Origin of the sequence: Paraburkholderia sacchari, from assembly GCF_000785435.2 — a bacterium.
GTDB lineage: Bacteria > Pseudomonadota > Gammaproteobacteria > Burkholderiales > Burkholderiaceae > Paraburkholderia > Paraburkholderia sacchari.
This window is the reverse complement of the sequence record NZ_JTDB02000001.1, coordinates 453,397-470,561: the sequence shown is the minus strand read 5'-3', so window position 1 is coordinate 470,561 and position 17,165 is coordinate 453,397. Positions and strand designations below refer to the sequence as shown.

The 17,165-nt window shown below is 63.9% G+C and carries 12 protein-coding genes and 1 pseudogene; 3 read left to right on the top strand and 10 right to left on the bottom strand.

The window, feature by feature from the left end; genetic code table 11:
* Positions 1 to 77: 77 nt before the first annotated feature.
* The 10 genes and pseudogenes from tssJ to NH14_RS02090 form a co-directional block, all read right to left on the bottom strand.
* Entirely contained in the window at positions 78 to 596 is a 519-nt protein-coding gene (tssJ, locus tag NH14_RS02125) for a type VI secretion system lipoprotein TssJ (RefSeq protein WP_168727128.1), read from the bottom strand.
* A complete protein-coding gene (locus tag NH14_RS33820; RefSeq protein WP_244143498.1) occupies positions 596 to 928 on the bottom strand; it encodes a type VI secretion system baseplate subunit TssF in 333 nt (110 codons plus the stop codon). The genes tssJ and NH14_RS33820 overlap by 1 nt, the downstream gene beginning before the upstream one ends.
* A 134-nt stretch (positions 929 to 1,062) precedes the next feature.
* Positions 1,063 to 2,385, bottom strand: a pseudogene (tssF, locus tag NH14_RS02120) (type VI secretion system baseplate subunit TssF); the annotation flags it as partial.
* Positions 2,386 to 2,450: 65 nt separating this feature from the next.
* Positions 2,451 to 4,685, bottom strand: coding sequence for an ImcF-related family protein (locus tag NH14_RS33305; protein WP_331253401.1), 2,235 nt, complete (start codon positions 4,683 to 4,685; stop codon positions 2,451 to 2,453).
* Complete coding sequence (locus tag NH14_RS33300; RefSeq protein WP_237179496.1) at positions 4,583 to 6,088, bottom strand: hypothetical protein; 1,506 nt, start codon at positions 6,086 to 6,088, stop codon at positions 4,583 to 4,585. The genes NH14_RS33305 and NH14_RS33300 overlap by 103 nt, the downstream gene beginning before the upstream one ends.
* Positions 6,069 to 7,361, bottom strand: coding sequence for a KPHS_23130 family T6SS system protein (locus NH14_RS02110; RefSeq protein WP_168727127.1), 1,293 nt, complete (start codon positions 7,359 to 7,361; stop codon positions 6,069 to 6,071). The genes NH14_RS33300 and NH14_RS02110 overlap by 20 nt, the downstream gene beginning before the upstream one ends.
* Positions 7,361 to 7,627 (bottom strand): PAAR domain-containing protein, encoded by a 267-nt coding sequence (locus NH14_RS02105; protein ID WP_035535468.1) that lies wholly within the window; start codon positions 7,625 to 7,627, stop codon positions 7,361 to 7,363. Before NH14_RS02105 ends, NH14_RS02110 begins: the two co-directional genes overlap by 1 nt.
* A gap of 25 nt (positions 7,628 to 7,652) precedes the next feature.
* The gene (locus NH14_RS02100; protein WP_152617376.1) at positions 7,653 to 8,090 is read right to left on the bottom strand and encodes a hypothetical protein; all 438 of its coding nucleotides are present in this window, start codon (positions 8,088 to 8,090) and stop codon (positions 7,653 to 7,655) included.
* Between the two features lie 31 nt (positions 8,091 to 8,121).
* Positions 8,122 to 10,470 (bottom strand): M23 family metallopeptidase, encoded by a 2,349-nt coding sequence (locus NH14_RS02095; RefSeq protein WP_168727126.1) that lies wholly within the window; start codon positions 10,468 to 10,470, stop codon positions 8,122 to 8,124.
* A gap of 6 nt (positions 10,471 to 10,476) precedes the next feature.
* A complete protein-coding gene (locus tag NH14_RS02090) occupies positions 10,477 to 12,825 on the bottom strand; it encodes a DUF2345 domain-containing protein (RefSeq protein WP_331253400.1) in 2,349 nt (782 codons plus the stop codon).
* 396 nt (positions 12,826 to 13,221) lie between these two features.
* Here NH14_RS02090 and NH14_RS02085 point away from each other — a divergent pair, with 396 nt between their 5' ends.
* From NH14_RS02085 to NH14_RS02075, 3 genes are all read left to right on the top strand, one after another.
* Complete coding sequence (locus NH14_RS02085) at positions 13,222 to 13,710, top strand: carboxypeptidase-like regulatory domain-containing protein (RefSeq protein WP_237179495.1); 489 nt, start codon at positions 13,222 to 13,224, stop codon at positions 13,708 to 13,710.
* 272 nt (positions 13,711 to 13,982) lie between these two features.
* On the top strand, positions 13,983 to 16,784 hold the full coding sequence (locus tag NH14_RS02080) for a monovalent cation/H+ antiporter subunit A (RefSeq protein ID WP_035527723.1): 2,802 nt from the start codon (positions 13,983 to 13,985) through the stop codon (positions 16,782 to 16,784).
* Positions 16,784 to 17,161: a Na+/H+ antiporter subunit C gene (locus tag NH14_RS02075; protein WP_035527725.1), complete on the top strand. Its 378-nt coding sequence runs from the start codon at positions 16,784 to 16,786 to the stop codon at positions 17,159 to 17,161. The genes NH14_RS02080 and NH14_RS02075 overlap by 1 nt, the downstream gene beginning before the upstream one ends.
* The last annotated feature ends 4 nt before the right edge of the window (positions 17,162 to 17,165 follow it).

Here is a 17,165-nt window from a genome sequence, read left to right as displayed (position 1 = left end):
CGCACGCGGAGCATCCTTCCGCGGCAACTCCATCAGGGCAGGTAGTTCCGGAGCTTCTCCATATAAATACGGATTCCTCATTTTTTATGCTCCGTATCGAGAACGAGATTGCGGTCCGCCGCGACGAGCCTGACCGGGTCGGTCTTTTTCCACTGCGATTTCGGGATCAGCACCGACCACTCGGCGTCGGACGTGTCGCGAAAGAACGCCGCCACGCCCACGAAGTTCGCCTCGTCGCCGATGGGCTCCGACACCTTCAGCGTCTGCCCCGGCCCGAGCGTGACGTCCTCGCTCCAGAGTGTCGCGGCCTTCAGCGTGTCGCTGCCGCCAAGCAGTTGCGCATAGGTGGCCGTCGCAAAGGGCCGGTCGTCCTTCAACTGGACAATGCGCAGCACGACCGGCAGCGACGCGCCGCGCGTGTCTGGATTGAGCGCACCGCGCGCGACGATGGTGAGGTTCATCTGCTTCACCTTCGACACGAACACGGCCTGCGTCGCCGCCACCGTGCCGTCCTTTACCGACTGCAACATGCCGCACGACGCAAGGGCCGCGGCGAGGCCAGCAATCAGCGTGCCTTTCACGATCGTGTTTTGCATCAGAAAGGCGCTCCCGTGAACTCGATGGCCGGATAGACGGTCTCCTTTCCGTCGATGCTCAGGATCAGCCGCATCGAATGGTGGAAGCAGGCGTAACGGCCTATGAAGTGGTTGAGCACGTCGCCAAAGAGTACCGCGTCGCCGGGTCCGTCAAAGGCAGTGGGGTCGAGGTCGACGTGTACGCAGACCTCGCGGTGCATGTAGGCCCGCTGAAGGACGTTTTTCGCGGACAGCCGCACCCAGCGGATTGCCTCGATACGCCGCGTCGGCCCATCGTGCGGTACCCAGTCGTAGAGTTCCAGCGTCTCCTGCAGCGCCTCTTCGCCCTCCACCGAGATCCGGTTGATCTCGTTCGCGCCGCCCGCCGTAAACTGGCCCGCACACGCAAGTCATATCCCGGGTAATACCGCGGCGGATAGGCCGGTGCCGTCGGCGCCGTCAGGTTGCGCACCGATGCGATGCCGGTAAAGCCCGCGACGGTCTCGGTAATCGTCGCTTCGGTCAGCGCCATGGCCGGCAGGCGCCCGTTGTTCGCGAGCGCGCGCACCGTCAGGTAGCCGTCCGGCGGCGGGCGGTCCTCGTCATCCTGCGCGTCGCGGTGCGTGCCCGACCAGAGCTGGCCTTCCAGCGTGACCCACAGTTCCCGCCCGTTCACGCCGTAGCGTGTCGAGGTGAAGTAGTACCGCTCCGGCCTGTCGTAGCGCGTGAGCCAGCCACGATTCCGGAAGCTCCTGAACGCCCGGTAGGCATGCTGCGCACTGCTCTCCGGATTCGACGCGATCACCGCGAGCAGGTCGTACAGTTCGACATGACCGGCGAGGCCGGGCTGCGCCACAATGTGGTGTTCCGTGTCGTGCCAGCCGGCAGGCCGCAGCGGCAGCGCGTCGACCTCAAACAGGTTGATGACGGGCGTGCAGAAAAGACGGAAGCTGCCTCGGCTGACCGGATGATCGCCGGGCATCCGCCCGTCGAGTTCGATCTCGAACGTCATCTGCGTTTCGCCGGGCGGCAGCACCGCCGTATCGAAGCCGCACAGGTCGACGAAGTGGAACTTCTGCGGAAAGACGAAGTATTCCAGCATCGTCTGCTCGCGGTCGAGCTCCTCGTCGCGCTTCGCGTCCGTCACCGGCCACAGCCGCGTCGACGGGCCGAAGCCCGACACCTCGAAGCGCACGTCGGGCTGCGGCTGCAGTGCGCCATCGCGTACCGACGGCAGGCGCAGGCTGATCGCGGCCACCTGGCGCGTCAGTGCCGCGTACAGCGCGGCAGCGGCGGGCCGGTCGCCGTGCAGGTAAAGGCGGATGCGCGACAGGTCAACGCGCTCGCGCTGCTCCCCAAGCCAGAGGCCGAAGGTGAGGCGAATGACCGTGCGTCCGTCGGCGCGCACCGCGACGAGCACATCCTCCACCGAAAGCGGCAGCAGATCGACCGCCTGCGTCGTCCGGTACGGGCACTGCACGCCCTCGGGACCGATGGGGGCCGAACGCACCACGGCGCCCGCCGGGATCTGCGCCGGCGTCTGGACGGTACGGTTCAGCGGTGTGCATTCAATGACCGACAGCGAGGGAATCGCCCGACCCGCGTACTCGTACAGGTTGTCGATCAGTGGGTCGGTAATCTCCGGCATGGCGTCGCCGAGCTTCATGCGCAGCCGCGCCATGAGGAACGCGAAGCCCTCGAATACGGCCCGGACCTGATCGTCCTCTTGACCATACTGCATGCCCAGACGCCGTGCAGCCTCCGGCTGCTCGCGTGCAAACTCGCGACCCGCTTCGCGCAGGTAGCGCATTTCACCGTCGAAATACCTCAGGAACGGATTCTCGTGCCCGGAAGGATTCTTCTTCCACGGTGCGGTCATGGCTGCATCTCTGATGGCAGGGGCGGCAGGGAAGGCAGACCGGAGATCACCCCGGCGCGGCCCGTGACGAAGATGCGCTCCGGCATCGTGAAGCCGCGCAGCCTGAGCAGGTCAAGCGGCCCCGCGCCCGCCTGCACGCGTAGCAGGTAGCGCAGCGGCGACGCTGTATCGCTGCCCGCTGTGGCCGAAGCGGCCTTCGTGTCGCCGCTGGCCGCTGCGCCATTCCAGACCAGTTCGAAGCGCGAATCGTCGAGCGGCTTGACCTGGGCCTTCTCGAGCATGCGCAAAAACGCCCAGTCTCCGGTTGCATCGGACGCGATGCGCGTACCCGCATCGAGCGACTGCCAGGTCAGCGAGGCGTGGCCGGCGAGGCCGTTGCCCGGCCACACAAGCGGCGTCCAGGTCTCGCGCTGGTTGAAGTAGACGATCTGCTGTCCGTCGACCGTCAGTTCGGTACGCGTCACGCCGGGCGTGGGCTGCGGCATGATGTCGAAGTGATAGCCCGCCTCGCCCTGCGCATACAGGCGTGCGCCAAGCGGGCCCATCAGCCGCAGCATGGCGAGGAATTTCGGGTCGAACTGCAGCGACTGCGGCGCAAGTTCGTTCGGCACCCACTGGTCGCCCTGACGCTTGAGCACGCCGGACAGCTCGATCTCGACAAACCGGCTGATCAGCCCCGTATCGGGTCGCACGTACCGGCCAAACTCGGCGAAGGACGCATCCGAGCCCGTCGGCGCGAACGGATAGCGCGAGGCGAACGCCGCCTGGAAGGGTGAGTACACGGCAGCGCGCCACGCGTCGTTCAGGCTTGCGGCGGCAGGCTGGAGTATGGCCTGCCAGGCCGCGTCGAGCGGCTGCACGAACATCGTCTGGCCGAAGCCCGCCCACTGCGCGCCCAGGCTCGCAGCAGTCAGCGCCGCGTCGTCGTGCGCCTGCGTGAGATCCGAGAGCTTGCCCTGGAATACCGCCTGCGCGAGCCCCCGCGCCATCGCCTGCGCGTCCGGGCTCGACTGGATCTGCTGGAGCTTCAGGCGCACGGTCGTATCCGCCGTGAGGACGCGCGAGAGGCTGACGCCATTAAACGCGGCGGCGTTTGCAGCATTGCTTTTGCCGGTCTTGCCGCTGCCCACACCCGGGCTCGCATCGCCCATCAGCGCGAGCAGCGGCCCGAACGAGCGATCGAGCGGATTCACGACGGGCGGCTGCGTCGCATCGCGCTCGCTCCCGCCGAGGAGTCCCTGCGCCTTGCGCACCAGTGTATCGGTGAGCGCCTGCGAGGGACGGCCCGCCTCGCCCTGGTACTGCACCGCCTTCATGACCGCCAGCAGCGGCGAGGTTTGCGCATCGGTGAGGCGCGTAAGCTGGTCAATGACGCCGGAGAAGCTCGTCGCCGGGATCAGATGGAAGCTGTTGAGCATGGTCGCCCAGGCCGCCGTGTAGTCCGTGAAGTAACGCGTTCGCAGCCGCTCGCGCAGATCGTCGGTCTCGCGCTGCTGATCGAGTGCAGTTCGCGCCGCGCCGACCGCTCCTTCGACGACCAACGCGCTCACCTGGGCAGTCGGCTGTTCGCCGGTCAATACCCAGTCTCCCTCGACGTGCTGCTCCTTCGCGGCGTCGTCGATCGCCTTTTCGATCACGCCGTCCCAGGCCGCGCGCGTGAAGATGCCCGGTACGGTCTGCGTGGTCGTGAAGAGGCCGTGCGCGTCCGTCCCGGCGAGCAGCGTCGCGAGCGAAATATCCGCGTACTTGCCGCGCGCTTCGTCGAGGACTCTTTGGTAGAGCACGTCATCGCTCGCAGAAAGTCCGATCTGGTTCACCAGCGTCGAGCGCATCTGCGTGACGAGCGGCATCGACGCACTGATCCGCCATTCGGGATGCGCCTTGAGGTGATCCGACCAGAAGCTGGCGAGCTGCTGCGAGGTATCGAGCCACTCGCCCGGGCGCATGCCGGCAGGCGCGGGCCAGACGGCCAGCAGTTGCGACTTGAGGAACGGCGCGTCCGTCCGCGCTGGCGTAGCGAGCATCAGGTACGCCTTGAGCCGGTTGTAGGCGAGCTGCTGCGCGTCGTGGCTCTGCTGCTCGTCGGCGCGAACCTGCGAAAGCTGCCCGAGCTGCCCCTCCAGCGCCGCTACGGCAGGCTGGCGCAGGTTACGCAGGGCGACGGTCTGGTACGGCCGCCAGAGCGCGTCGAGCAGTTCGTCATTGCGCGAGAGGCCCGCCGCAGATACCACGGTGCGCCGTGCTGGCTGCGGTATTCGAGCGTCCCGATCTGCTGCTGGAGGGCGAGTTGCGTGCGCATCGCCTGAGGAGTTCCGGGTGTCGCCGCCAGTGCGGCGGCGGCGGTTGTTTCGGCCTCGCGGATGAGCGCGTGGTTGCCGAGGCCCGATATCATCAGCGCGACGATCCAGGCCACGGCGCAGGCAATACCGGCCGTCGCCAGCACATTCGGCCAGTAAAAACCGGTGCGGCGACCGCGATAGTTGGGCGAACCCGCTGCGATCTCCTGCCAGACCGGAACCAGCGCGGCCGGCTGGACCCGCGTGACGGTCATGGTCTGCGCCGGCAGCGCTTCGGCGGCCTGCGCGGATGCGCCGTCGCCACCGTCGACGACCGGCACCGGTACGACGGTCGGCCCCGGAAAGACCGGCGCGAACATGACGCCCGCCAGCGGCGCGCGCAGCCAGTTCGAGGCCGCCAGCGTGCGCAGGCTCGTGGCAATGCGTTCGGCGTGGTCACCGATGTACTTCGAGACCTCCATCATCCAGGTCACCCGAAGCTCGTCCCGGGTGCAAAGGTGTACACCCGCGTCCGCCGATCTATGCTCAACCTCGGCGAGCAGTTCCGGCAATCTCGCGGCGGCGGCCTGCGCCGGCCTGCGCGTCCCGTTCGGCATGAAGGCGCCGACGGCGTCGAACCGCTCCGGCTGACTGCCGTGCGCCTCGACGGGATGCAGGAACGTCACGGGCGCCGCCCAGCCGAGCGCCGTGCCAAGCGTCGAGAGCGTGCGCGGCAGTTCCATATCGGCATCCCCGGCGCGGGCAACGTGAACCACGCCGTCAACCGGATAACGGCCACGCAACCGCCGGATCTGGCCGAGCCACTTCGTCGGCTCGATGCCGTCCGGGGCCGCATGGACAAGGATGATCTCGCCCACGTGCAGGACGCCCGCCTGCCTGAGCCCGGGCGCGACCTGGTCGACCCGCTCGTCGGTACCGTTCACCAGCAGCCAGCGCAGGCGACTGCGCCAGAACCAGCCGTGCACGACACGCAGTTCCTCGGCCATGCGTTGCAGCCGGGCATCGCGCCTGAGCGGTTTTTGAGGCTTGACGTTGTCACCTGCCTCCCGGCGAAACAGCCGCCCGGCGAATGCGTAGGTACCCGTAGCAAACAGGACAACATGAGCGACGACGACGACCGCGAAGGTCGAGAGGATGGCGATGATCGCCCACAGCCGCGACTCGCGCGACGTTATGCCGAGCATGTCGCCGTGCAACGATACGAAGCCGATCGCGAGCAGCGCTATGGCCAGGGCGACGACCGGCAACCCCCAAATCGCGAGACGGCTGGACGGGGCGGATTCTTCCGCCGGTGCGGCATGCTCAATTGGGAGCAGGTTAAGCCTGGGGTCTGTCATCGGAAATCGGGTGGTTGTCGGTTGTGCTGGGCATGACATGCAGGACCGCAGACTGCATGCCGTCGATAATGAGTTGCGGGCCATCTGCTACGCCCGACTCGACGGCAGCGGCGACGGACAGCCAGCCGTTGCCGTCGCCGAAGTCGCCCACGATGCGGTCGGGTCTGCGCTGTGCCTCGTCCTTCGTAAGGACGTCCATATGGGCCGCGTAGAGCGCCTTGTCGCATCCATCGACGGGCCGGGTAATCCACGCACGGACGAGCGAGGCATAGGCCGTCTTGCCCCATAACGCGGCATTGGCGAAGCCATATGCGGCTCCGCCAGCCAGGCCCTGGACGGGCCGATGCAGGAGCGCCGCGACCCTGACCGTCTCCGGCAGCTTGAAGTACCCCGCCGAGAGCAGAACGGCGACGCATCCCTCGGTGCTGCCTTCAGGGGGGCCGTTCTCGTGCCAGGCGGTCGCCACGACGAGCAGCGGACGGGCCTCCCTCGCGTCGAGCCAGGCATCGGCCACCATCAGGCCATCGGAAGCCGGTACCGCCTGTACCGCAAGCGACGGCAGGCCCGCTATACGCAGCGCTTCGACGACCCGCGCGACCTCCGCCTGCTCCCGGCCCGGGGCACTCAATACGCGGACCTGCGGCCACCAGACCCGCTCGTAGCACGTCAGAGCGCGCAGACTCCCGGAAAACTGTTCCAGCGTCTGCGCAAGCTTGACCGTCAGCAGTTGTACTGATTGATTTGTCCGTTTCGCATCGAGGCTTTTTTCGCCATCCTCAAAACCTACCGTAGTGGATTCCTCGACCATCCAGCTTGCATCTTCAAAGCGGGTGTGAGAAACCCGTTCCACACCGGTACGGGGTATCTGCTCAACGGGGAGGTATTTCCCTGCGGCAAGCGCGTCGGCAAGCACCTGCCCGCCAAGCGGCAGGCAGTAGCCGACGCCGAGCACCTGGAGGGGCCGCTGCGCTATGCGCAGCCGCTCTGCCAGCCACCGGTTCCGGTGATGGTTGCGCCAGTGCGCCCGGTACCACAGACCCTCATAGCCGATACGCTCGATACCAAACAACGCCACAAAGGCACCGTTCGGAACGCCAACGAACCAGAACCAGAACGCTCCCCCGCTCGCGGGTTGCCCCTTCGGCCAGACCAGCATGGCGATGGTGACGCCGACTATGTTGCAGGCGATCCAGATGAAGCACCACCACGGCCAAAACCGGGGGCGGCGCGGATAGGCGCTCGGACGCCCCGCTGGAGAGAGATCGACCGGCATTACGCGATATTGACGTTCTGGAGCGACGAGATCAGCCGGCAGCCGCACGCGCAGCGGTGATGGTGCATGGCGACCCACTTGCCGTCACGGTCAGGGAATTTCCCGTAACCCTCGTCGATGACCGTCGGGCCGTGCTGAGCGCAGAGCGCCGCGTCGCCCTTGCGGGCGAGCGGCCTGCCCATGAAGTTGCTCCACGGCGAGCCGCCCGTCACTTCGCCGCCATGTTCGAGTTTGTCGCCTTTGCGGATTGGTGATTTTGTGTTCATGATTTCGTTTAAATTAAATTATTTATCATTTTTCAATTGTTAGCCTAGTAACACATCTTTTAGGGATATTTTTATCCCAATAAGTACTAATTAGATAGCGCCTCTTTTTATCTACCTTAAGGTTATCAAATTCATCGCCACATGAAGGGAATCGCTCTACAAATTCATTAGACGACGGCGAAAATGTAAAAACCCTATTAATCTCATACGTCCCCATTCCATCGTCAACATGCGAAACCAAAAAACCAAGCCGCCCGCTAAAATCATAACTACCGATTTCGATATTTGACGTTTTCTCTGTATCGAGGCTTACCTCCCCCTGCTTAGCCCCGTCCTTTCCAGAAAGCTTCCATGTCAGATTAGAATCTTTAATTTCTATGACAGCCACAACCCCTGGAGATGGAGTAAACGTTTTTGAAACATCGGCAGCCCGCACAAAGAAGGATGTGGCGAGCATCGCCATAGCCGCACAAATCCTGACCATTCTCATATGGCTACTCCGGTCTAAGCATGTTTGCCAAAACCGCACTCTTTGGATGAGGAGGATTAATTAATACCGTTTCATCAACACCAATCTCATCACCCAAGACGCGCGATATAAATACTGAGTATGCTTGTCTCTCGTAATACCCGTTTCCACCACCATTAACCAGTCGATTTACGAAGCCTACACTCGAAGCCGAAAAATCTTTGTCTACGACCCTATTAATATTAAATCCTTGAGAAAAATACTTCGAAACCCAATAGAACCCCCCTGAGTCACACGCATACTCCGCATTCTCCGCGATAACATCCGGATCGAAGCGCGGCGCCCAAAGCATAAAATGCCCACCATCACCCGGATTCGCCGAGTAGTGCTGTGAGGTCGCAGTGATGCGATGATGCGAATTTGGCAACCGCTCAACATACGAGCCCGTCGTATTATTAGGTATAACTCGATATGTACCATACGCATCAAAATTTCCCGCCCATGTAAGTTGCATAATCCCATGACCATAAAATGGTCCATAATATTGTGTCGCCGGATTCGCCGCAGAGTATTGGCCAAAGCCCCATTCGTGCATGAGACGTCTTGTACCTCCAAGATTACGCCACTGGGCCGTCTCCAATAAAACCTGAGCCAAAAATAGAGAAATTCTCTTTGAATTATTTCCCAAATATTTTCTAAAGCAATGATTTAGTGCCACCGCGTGATTTTGAATACGCTGACGCGCGATTGATAGTTTTACTCGATACGTATCATTATCGATTGCAATAGCTCTCCGAGGACTGCCACTTTCCGTATAGAACGGATAGCGAGGAAATGTAGCCGCCAGTTCATCCAGATCTAGCCACCCGCACTTCCTGAAATGCCGGATAAACGAGAGCGGATGGAAAAACCAGAGCTTCTCCCCCGCCGGCAAACCGGTCACATCCCAGAACTGGATTTCCTTCAGGTAGTTGAGGAACTTGGTGTAGCCCGCCTCGTTGCCGTGATAGAAACCGCCCTCGTCGAGCAGCTTCGTGTAGCGCGTATTGTTGTTCGTACTGTCCCATTCGCTCGGAGCGTTGCAGATAAATCCCCGCAGCGCCTGGCGCACGCCGTCGTTGCCCCTGACGTAGCTCGAAAGCGCGTCCGCCTTCTGCACCTCAGTCGTAGCCGTCGAGACCGTCGGCTGTTCGCTGTCCGCAGCATCCTTGACGAGTTTCCTGAGTGCATCGATGTCGCACATCCCGTCGTTACTGAATGGCGTATTGCCCTCGCTGAGCTTCTGCCAGCCCATGAACGACGGGAAATCCGCGTCGGACAGCTTCTTGACGCCCGCGTTGCTGATATCGACGTAGCCCCTCTTCCCCGCCGCGTAGGTCACCTGCACCCACGTCGTGCACGCGGCACCCGATAGCGTCGCGGGCGTCGAGAGGATTCGACCGAAACGCAGCATCTCGTACCCATCGCTCGGACAGGTGCCGTAGAGTGCCGTCGCGCGACGGTAGAGATCGTATTCGTAGTCCTTTTCCGCAACCGGCTGATCCGTCAGCAACGCGCGCGAGCCGTCCGCCGCGACGCTCCAGACATTGGTGTATTTCGCCCCCTTGCTGAAATACGTCTCGACAACGAGCGGCAGAGTGTTCGTCCCGACCTGTCCCGGCTCGAACTTGATGCCATGCAGCTTGTTGTGCGCATCCGTTCCGGGCGGCAGCGCGAAGAACTGCTGGCCGGCTGGAATCGTGTAGTAGGTGTGCCCCCAGCAATCCGCCGTCGCCGGCGTATCCGGCGAGGTATTGCCAAGCTGCGTATGGCCGAAGTACGCATCGAAATCGCCCGGCATCATGAAGACTTCGCAGTGCAGGTACACAATGCCCTGGTAGCGTCCGAGATAACCGACGATGTCCTTGCGCCGTACCTTGTGATTGCCGCCGGCCACCGCAGGCGCTACCTGCCCCTGTGCAACGTCGCCGGTGGGCTTGCACAGGAAATCCGCCAGCCCCGTCGCGTCGTACCCGAACGTGAAATACTCCGCGAGCGGCAGCAGGTGCATATAAAGCGAATAGAACGTCAGCTTGCGCCCATCGCCCGTCTCGGTCGCATGCCTGAGCAGCACGAAGCCCGCATTGCTGACGCCGGAACCGATTGCATGCTGGCAGACCCGGTACGCGACGACCTCGCCGTCGGCAATGGCATAAACCGCGCCGTGCGTGTCGGGCGCCAGATGGACGCCACAATGCCAGCGCCGGTCGAACGCGACCGGATAGATGCCGTGCGCAAGTTCGAACTTGTCGACGGCGTCCATCATGGGATCGGGCTTCGAGGCATCGCTCGAAGTCAGGCCCGATTGAGGCAGAAAGGGAGGGCTGATAATCATGGCGCTCTAGTGCGTATGGGAGTACAGGTCGTCGAGCTTGAGATCGCTTTGCGGCAGGACCGGCAGCGTCGTCGGCACGTTATCCGGCCCAACGAAGGTAAACGACGCCGCCTTGATGGTGTATGCGCCGGGACAATGGAACGTGATGTTCCCGTTCTCGATGACCACGGAGGCCCCACCGCTGTTGAGCGTGATTTTCGACTTGGCCGACACCTGGACGTCCGCACTTTCGCTCGCGACGCGCACCTGCTTCTGCGCAAAGAGGTCCAGCCCGTCCGTCAGCGCCGCCATCAGCACCTTCCCCTTCGCCGCGACAAGACTCAGCCCGAGCTTGTGCGCGCACAGCGAGATCAGTTCGCCCGCCACCATGCGCAGCCGTTGCGTCACACTGACGTCCATGTTCTGGCCGGCGGTGACGATCACGTTCTCGCCCGCCGAGTGCTGCGTCGATTTGGGCGTCACGAACGCCATGCCGCCCGGAGCACTCGCCAGCAGCCCCGCGTCGCGAAGCTGGTTCAGCCCGTCGAGGAGCGACGCCTGCGTCGCGCGGTCGGCAGGATCGGCCCCGGCCTGCGTGGTTGCTGCCGCGAGATCCGTGACGCGCTGGAGTGCCGCCTTGAGCTGCGCAACGGCCGCAGGCATTTCAAGGTGAGGCGTATCGGCTCCCGCCGCCGCGTCCGCCGTCAGGAACAGCCCTTTCGCCGCGCGCGTCGTGCCCCATCCCTGGGTCGTGATTTCGAATCCTGCGCCTCTCTGGAGCTTTTTGCTGTTGAGCAGGTAGCCCTGGTTCATCGCTGTCTGGTTGTAGACCGTCGCGATTCGCGCGCTTTCCTTGCCCTGCAGATCGTTAAAGACGATTTCCGCGCCGCGTAGCGGCGAGCGCCATATCGCATAGGAAAACATCGCCTGCGCGCCGTGGACGATGTCCGGATGCGAATAGTCGTGCAGGGCGCCGGAGATATGGATACGGTCGACATCGTTGTGGGCCGCTTCGAGCATGACCTCGGTCGTCGGGAGCAGCGGCGAGTGAAAGCCCCCCTGATACGATGAGGACGGACGCAGCAGGCGCAGCTTCAGCAGTTGCCGGTCGGTATTGCCCGAGCCTTGCAGGAACTTCGGCAGGACCGGATAGCGGCCGTATTCGTCCACGCACGCGTAGGGCGTCGAGTCAAACGTTGTAACGACGCCTGCGACGGGGCCACCCAGAAATCGCCAATGCTTTTCGTAAACGAATCGAGGCCGGTACGCGAGGTGCGCGGGCATCGCCTTGAAGCGCGTGAACGCCGGTTTCGTGCGGCTGCCCTTCATGACCACCGAGGTAATCACGAAGCCGTATTCCGCGCTGGCGAGCTTCGCGTTCGTCAGCTTCATGACCACGCCCGGCGCGACGCCCTTCGCGTCGGTGGTGCCCGAGAGCGTCGCCTGCCGCGCGACCAGTTCGTCGCGCCGCATCTGGACGACAGCCTCGCCCTGGTCCTGCGTGAAGTGGAACTCCGCGCTGCGACTGATCTGGCCGAATACCGAGCGGTCCCCTGCGTCGGCGGAGACATTCGCGCTCGCCCGTAGCGGGTCGTCCGGCGTGCGATAGTTGCGCTCCCACACCTCGATCGCGGCGGGAACGAGCCTGCGCTGCTCGTTGACCTTCTGCGCCGCTTCCTGCCAGTTGCTGTTCAGGCCCGCGCCGTCGAGCAGCGGCACGTCGATCGAGCGGACATAGGCGCGCGGGTTATTCGAAAAAACGATGGTATCGAGTCGCCCGTCCTTGGCGCGGCCCTGTTTGTAGAACCAGAAAACACCCTTGCGACGGCAATGACGTGCAATCAGGTTGTAAAGCGACTCCTCGTACATGACAACCTGTTCCATCTTCTGGTCGAGTCCCTCAATCTGGAACTCCACGTCGAAGGCATCGAAATTCTTCCGGTCGATCACGGCCTGCGTGATCAGCTCCTGGAGGGTAACGTCCTTGAACGTATCGGATTTGACGATCCGTTTGAGGAGGGCTGCGAAGCGCGGTTCGATGCGCAGGCGGTAGGTGCCCTCGTCGCGGCTCACGCTGACCCGCTTCCAGCGCGTCACCACACCGTTCCAGGTTGCCGCCTCACGATCGACGGAATCGGCATAGCTCGCCGAAGGGACCGCCGCGCGCTCGTCGATCTGCAACCCCGCGCGTTTGCCCACGCAGAGCTTGCCGTCGATGGCCAGCTCCGGAGACGTTACCGTGACATCAACGAAATAGTCCTGGCAGAAGCCCGCCTTCGCCTTGAACCTGACCACGTCGAGCGGAATTTCGACGCCGCCTATCCACAGGCTCAGGCGCTGGCTCAGGCGCGCGCTCGGGTGAAGCAGGGTATCCATAAAGCGTTTCGCTACTGCATTCATTCACGCATCCCTCTCCGGCTGAAGTAAACGAGGAACATATGTTGCATACGCAACTACAATCAGAAAAATCTAGGATTGCAAAAATAAATGATCAATCGAACAAACCGACCGGCATCTGATATTTCGAGCAGGTTTATTGAATATCGATAAATCGCAGACCTTTGATTTATCGAGACGGGATGACGTGATAAAGGCCAAACACGCTGCTCGCCGTCAATATTTCACCGGCATGATCGCGCGCTGAGCCAGCGCGCCGCACACAGCCGGGAAACGCGTTCGCCCTGCGTTTTAAGGGACTTTTAAGCCGCCCTGCCTACGCTGAATTCGTCCGGCGCGCAACGCGCGCCGGCGTATCCGACGCAGGAGGTAAAAATGAAAGCTCCCTCGACTCCATGGATGGGCGCGGCCATCTCGCTCGCCGCCGCATTCGCGCTTGCGTTCGGCGCACAAAGCGCTTTCGCCGCGACCATGAGCACCCCGAACACTTCGACCCCCTCGGCCACCGCCGCCAGCGCCCTGCCACCCGCGCATCACGCCGGCAGCGTCTCGTACCTGTCCGGCGGCATCGGCAGCGACCAGTCGGCGGCGTTCAAGGCCGCGATGTCGCGCTACCCGCTCTCGCTCGAATTCGCGCGCCAGTCGGCGAACGGCAACGAGTACCTCGCGAACGTGCCCGTGAAGATCACCGACGCGCACGGCCAGCCGCTCGTCTCCACCCGCACCGACGGCCCGTTCATGCTCGTGACGCTGCCCAACGGCCACTACGTGATCACGGCGAGCCACGACGGCAAGACGGTCCAGCGCCCCGTGGATATCGGCAAGGCCTCGCACGCGCACGAAGCCTTCGTCTGGCCGATGTAATCGGGCACGACCGTGCGCCACCGCGCACGGTTCCGTAGCACGATGTCGCGCGGCGCACGCATCGATGGCATCCAGATCAACTCCGGCCCCGTTTGCGGCTATGATCGTGGTCCAGGGTCTGTTCACATTCATCACGGCCCTTCTGGCGGTCAGCCCGTGATGAATGTGAACAGACCCTACGGTCCGCAGGCGCGCCTGCCCTGCCGCACCCGCGTCACGCGGGCAGTCCACGTCTTCAACCCGCACGCAGTGAATTTCCCGGAGGAAGCCGGATGGCATTGGAGTGGCTCGTCGTACTTCCGTTCGTGGGGGCGGCTCTCGTCGCATTCGTAGCCCGGCACGTCCGCGCACTCGCCACGTGGATCGCGTTCGCGACCGCGCTGCTCGGCCTCGGGCTGGTCCTGAGCGAACGCGTGGGCATGCCCACCTATGGCGTCATGCAGTGGCGCCGCGAGTGGGTGCCCGAGATCGGCCTCGCGCTCTCGCTGCGCCTCGACGGCCTCTCGTTCATGTTCGCGCTGCTGGTGCTCGCGATCGGCCTGCTCGTGTTCATCTACGCGCGCTATTACCTGGCCGGCAGCGACACGCTCCCGCGCCTCTATCTGCTGCTCCTGCTCTTCATGGGCGCGATGCTCGGCGTCGTGCTCTCGAACAATCTGTTGCTGCTCGTGATTTTCTGGGAGCTCACGAGCCTCGTCTCGTTCCTGCTGATCGGCTTCTGGCCGTCGCGGCCCGATGCGCGGCGCGGCGCGCGCATGGCGCTCACCATCACGGGCGCGGGCGGACTCGCGCTGCTCGCGGCGGTGCTGCTGCTCGGCCACGTATGCGGCAGTTTCGAACTGAACGACGTGCTCGCGCAAAAGGACACGATCCAGCACGATCCGCTCTTTCCGGCCATTTTGCTGCTCACGCTGTTCGCGGCGTTCACGAAATCCGCGCAGTTCCCGTTCCAGTTCTGGCTGCCGCACGCCATGTCGGCGCCTACGCCGGTCTCCGCGTATCTGCACTCGGCGACAATGGTGAAGGCCGGCATCTTCCTGCTCGCGCGCCTCTATCCGGTGTTCGAGGGCACCGCCTGGTGGGCCTATTCGGCGACGCTCGCCGGGCTCGTCACGCTCGTGGGCGGCGCGTCGATGGCGCTATTCCAGCGCGACATCAAGGGCCTGCTCGCCTATTCGACCATCAGCCATCTTGGCCTCATCGTGCTGCTGTTCGGCCTCGACACGCAGCTTTCCACCGTGGCCGCCCTGTTTCACACGGTCAACCATGCGGTGTTCAAGGCGTCGCTGTTCATGGCCGCCGGCATCATCGATCATGAAACCGGCACGCGCGACCTGGGCCGCCTGCGCGGGCTCGCGAAGTACATGCCGCACACCGCCGTGCTCGCGGGCGTGGCTTCGCTCGCGATGGCGGGCGTGCCGCTCCTGAACGGCTTTCTCTCGAAGGAAATGTTCTTCGGCGAGACGCTCGCGCAGGGCATGTTCGGGCCATTCAACTGGGCGATCCCCGTGATCGCGATCGTGGCCGCCGCGCTTTCGGTTGCGTACTCGCTGCGCTTCGTCTGGGGCGTGTTCTTCGACGGCGCCGCGCCGCGCGACCTGCCGCATTACCCGCCGCACGAGCCGCCGCGCTTCATGAAGCTGCCGGTCGAGATTCTCGTGGTGGTCTGTTTGCTGATCGGCCTGTTCCCGCAGCGGACCATCGGCAGGCTGCTGGAATCGGCGGCATGGTTCACGCTCGGCGGCAAGCTGCCCGAGTACAGCCTGAGCTTGTGGCACGGCGTGAACACACCATTGGTCATGAGCGTGGTGTCGTTCGCGGCGGGCGCGCTGCTGTTCGTGCTGCGCCGCGACGCGTTCCGCCATCATCGCTCGATGCTCTCGGACATGAACGCGAGCGAAGGCTTCGACCGCCTCGTGCAGCGGCTGGAAAAAGGCGCGGCCGTGGTGGTGCGCGTGTTCGAGACGCGCTCGCTGCCCGACTATCTCGCGTGGATGATCGCAGCGATGATCGTCGTGCCGGGCGCCGCGTTCGTCGCGCTCGGTGCGTGGGGCGGCGACTTCGTGCGCCTGCCCATCGACACCATCACGCTGTGCGGCCTCGTGCTGATGGCGCTGCTCGCCGTGGGCGTCGTGATGGTGCGCGCGCACACGCTCTACGCGCTCGTGATGTTGAGCACCTGCGGGCTGCTGGTGACGCTCGCGTTCGCACGCTTTTCGGCACCCGATCTCGCGCTCACGCAGGTCTCCGTGGAAGTGGTGACGGTGCTGCTGCTGGTGCTGGCCATCTATTTCCTGCCCAACTTGCAAACCGCCATCGAGCCGATTCCCGCGCGCATGCGCAACGGCGCGCTCGCGCTCGCGGGCGGCGCGCTGCTCGGCAGCGTGGCGTACCAGGTCATGACGCGTCCGCCCGCGCAAGGCATTGCGCCGTACTTCCTCGCCAATGCGCTGCCCGGCAGCGGCGGCCACAACGTCGTGAACGTGATCCTCGTGGACTTCCGCGGCTTCGACACCATGGTCGAGGTCAGCGTGCTCGTGGTCGCCGGCCTCGCCGTGAAGGCGCTCTTGCGCGGCCTGCGCCTGAAGGCGCCGGACACCGGGCCGGGCGGCCTGCCGTGGTCGTCGCAGTCGCATCCGCTGCTGCTCGCGATTCTCGCGCGCCTCATGCTGCCGCTCACCGCGCTGGTGGCCGTGTTCGTGTTCCTGCGCGGCCACAATCTGCCCGGCGGCGGCTTCATTGCCTCGCTCATTCTGTCTATCGCGCTGCTGCTCCAGTATGTGGCGAGCGGCGTGCTATGGACCGAATCGCGCATCCGCATCAATTACCGCGCACTCGCTGGGCTCGGCATTCTCGTTGCGGCCGCAACTGGTCTGGGCAGCCTCGCGTTCGGCTATCCGTTCCTCACCAGTGCGTTCGGGCATCTGCATCTGCCGCTGATCGGCGAAATCGAGTTGAGCACGGCCATGCTGTTCGATCTCGGCGTGCTGGGCGCGGTGGTGGGTACGACGCTCACGATCGTTTCGCATCTGGGCGTGCGCGACAAGGACCTGCAATCCGTGGAGAAAAGCTGATGGAAGCCGCTTTCGCCGCCGCAATCGGCGTGCTCTGCGCGTGCGGCATCTACCTGTTGCTGTGCGCGCGCGTGCTGCCCGTGATCCTCGGCATCACGCTGTTCTCGTATGCGATCAACCTGTTCCTGCTCGGCATGGGGCGGCTCGCCACGGGCCAGCCGCCCGTGATCGGGAGCGCTGCGGATAGCGCGGGAGCCCGGTACGCGGACCCGGTGCCGCAAGCGCTCGTACTCACGGCCATCGTGATCGGCTTCGCCATGACGGCGTTTACCGTGGTGCTCGCGCTGCGCTCGCTGGCGCTCACCGGCAGCGATCACGTGGATGGCGATGATGCTGCCAATCCGCAAGGCCACGACGGGGAGACGCACGGCACATGAATCA